The 2949-nt window shown below is 66.1% G+C and carries 2 protein-coding genes; both read right to left on the bottom strand.

The genetic code is table 11. The features are described from left to right. A partial coding sequence (locus MKK75_RS22670) for a porin (RefSeq protein ID WP_244044774.1) occupies positions 1 to 668 on the bottom strand: 668 nt, incomplete at its 3' end. Between the two features lie 914 nt (positions 669 to 1582). After that, positions 1583 to 2949, bottom strand: a 1367-nt coding sequence (locus MKK75_RS22665) for a porin (RefSeq protein WP_244044773.1), incomplete at its 5' end; no start/stop codon positions are given.

Genomic DNA, 2949 nt, shown 5'->3' with positions numbered 1-2949 from the left:
GGCGCGAAGATCGCGCTGCGGCGGTAGACCGGGTCTTCGATCGAGAGCGTCGCCGACAGGCCGTTCCCGAACGTGGCGGTGTAGGCGAGCAGGCTGGTCGACGAATTGTCGGATCCGAGCGTGCTGCACGTTATCTCGAAGTCGTGGGCGTAGAATTCGAAGAACGAGGAGGCGCGACCGGCGGTCAGGCCAGCGAACTGGATGAACGCCTTGTCGACGTTCATGAACTGCTGCGCCCGGCCGGCTGCGTCGACACCTGTGGCATTGTAGGCTTGGCCGATGCGCGTCTGCGTGCCGGAGGTGCCGACGCCGGAATAGCCGGTGCGGGCGCCGGCATCGAGGCGCACGAAGGCGCGCAGGGTGCCGTAGGCGGTCTGGGTGCGGGCGTCGAGGTTGATGCGCATCCGGCCCTGATAGCCGGACGTGTCGCCGTTGCCGGACCCGCGCGAGGAACTGGTCATATACCCGCCCTCGAACCGGGCGCGGCCCGAGATCCGCAGGCAGGTGTCGGTTCCGAAGATGTAAAATAAGCCGGCACCGTAGGCGGTGCAGACGCGGACGTATTCGATCGGCACGGCCTTCTTAACCGGCAGGTCGGCGGCGTGCGCGGCGCCCACCGCCGCGAAGGCGACGGCAGACCCGAGCAGCGAGCCCTTCAAGAGCTTCATAGATATCTCCAAAGCTTCGAGACCCGATATCACCATCAACGCAGTGTATTTCCACGCTGACGGCTTATTGTTTGCGCAACTCGCCTATTTATGACGAAGTTGTTCGGGATCTCGATGCCGAGATTCACCGATGCGTGAGCACAATGTGCAAACGAACTCGGGATCGCAACTTCGATTGAAGAGTCACAATAGTGTAAGCCGAGATTGTTGCAGACATGGCACAATCTATAGACTTGATTTGAATTTCTTCGATGTCTTTTATTTAGAAATCTTGGTGGCTTATTTTAAAATCGATCTTCCATCCAAGCTTATTGGATCAGATGGAGAGCAATCGAGACGGCGATTGTCGTGCCGCGATCTCTGGGGCGCTCCGAGCGCAGCGACGCGGCCCGGCCGCGGCCGATCCGCACCCAAAGCGGGCAACGACCTCTCCGCGCACAACCAAATCGGGAAACGCGCCGCGCCGGCGAATCCGGCGCGGACTCAGGCGCGGACGTGATTCTCGGCCGGGTCGCGGCGACCGCGCGGTGTCGCGGCGACCGCGCGGTGGGTCAGGGAGGGTCTGTTCGGCCGCCTGCAGCCGCCCGTGGGACGGCAGCCCGCGCCGTGACGGTCCAAAGGGCGGCAACCGCCGGGCCGCCGGCAGGGCTTAAATGACGCCGGCAGGCATGATCCAGGCTGTCGGCTTCACCGCGCCGCGATCCGCAGGCGCGAGGTCTGAACAGCGGCGCCGTGATCCGGCATCGGCGTGGCGCCGATACGGGCAGCGCCGACCCGGTGGCGCGCCTGCGCGATCTCACAGGGGCGGGTGAGGGATCATCGCACCGCCGGCGCAACAAAAAAGGCCCGGCCGAAGCCGAGCCTTGAGACGTGACGGAGGCAAGCGACCGGGGCCGAAGCCCCGGCGCCTCGGATCAGAAGTCGCGCTGGACGCGGAAGCGGACCTGCGAGACCGAGTCCTGCGTCGCGGTGCCGACCGCGAAGGTGCCGTTGTTGATGCCGGCGACGTTGGCGTAGGCGGTCGGGCTCTTGTCGAGGTCGATCGCCCGGCCGTTCTTCAGGCCGATCTGCGTGTAGAAGGCCTCCACGCCGATATCGAGGTCCTTGACCGGCGACCAGATGATGCTGCCGCCCGCCACGAACTGGTAGGTGTCGCGAAGCGCCTGGCTCAGGTTGTAGAACCGGGTGCCGGGCGTGCCGACGGCGTTCGAGCCGAACGGGTTGCTGCCGGCCAGGCCGCTCACGAGGTTGTAGATCGCACCCTGGGCGAGGCGGGCGCCGTTGGAGAAGCTCTGCTCGCCGTAGGAGCCGAAGAAGGCCGAGCGCCATTCCGGCGTCCAGTAGTGCAGGTACGAGGCGACGGCCGTGAAGCTCGTCGAGGTCTGCAGCTGCCCGGTGAACGGGTTGACGGTCGCGTCGGAGAAGTACTGGGCGAACTTCTGGCCCTGGATGGTCGTGGTGCTCTGCGTGTACGAGCCGGTGTAGGCGGAGTAGCCGGTGTAGAGCTGTGCGCCCTCGCCGTAGGCACCCTGCAGGTAGAGGGCGTCGCCCGGGGCGATGAACGGCGTGTTGATCTTCAGGCCGCCCTGCACCGCGAAGCCCTGGACGTTGCGCGTATGGGCCGGGACGAGGACCGGGCCGGTTCCGGTGCTGGCCGCGGTCGAGAGGTTGCCGATGTTCAGCTCGTGGGTCGCGGCGGAGAGCTGGGCCGAACCCCAGGCCTGGTCGAGGCGCACGACGCCGACGAAGTCGGGCAGACGCGAGCGCTCGATGCTGTCGACGTTGCCGTAGCGGCCCGGACCGACGAAGATCGGGGTCGGCTGGTTGGTCACGCCGAAGTTCTGCACGCTGCCGGTGCTGACAGTCGCTGCAATGTTGAACGGCGAGAAGATCGGGGTCCGGCGGAACACCGGGTCTTCGATCGAGATCGTGGCCGACAGGCCGTTGCCGACCGTGGCGGTGTAGGCGAGCAGGTTGGTCGAGAAGTTGTCCGAACCGGCGGTCGCGGCGGCGAACTCGAAGTCGTGGGCGTAGAAGTCGAAGAACGAGGAGGCGCGAACGGCGGTGAGCCCGGCGAACTGGATGAACACCTTGTCTACGTTCATGAACTGCTGGTCACGGCCGAAGCTGTCGGTGCCGATGACGGGATAGGCCTGGCCGATGCGCTGCTGCGTGCCGGAGGTGCCGACGCCGGAATAGCCGGTGCGGCCGCCGGCATCGAGGCGCACGAAGGCTGGCAGGGTGCCGTAGGCGGTCTGGGTGCGGGCAGCGCGTTGGATGG

Source organism: Methylobacterium sp. J-030 (assembly GCF_022829545.1).
In the GTDB taxonomy this organism is placed as follows: domain Bacteria; phylum Pseudomonadota; class Alphaproteobacteria; order Rhizobiales; family Beijerinckiaceae; genus Methylobacterium.
This window is presented reverse-complemented; position numbering and strand designations above follow the sequence as displayed.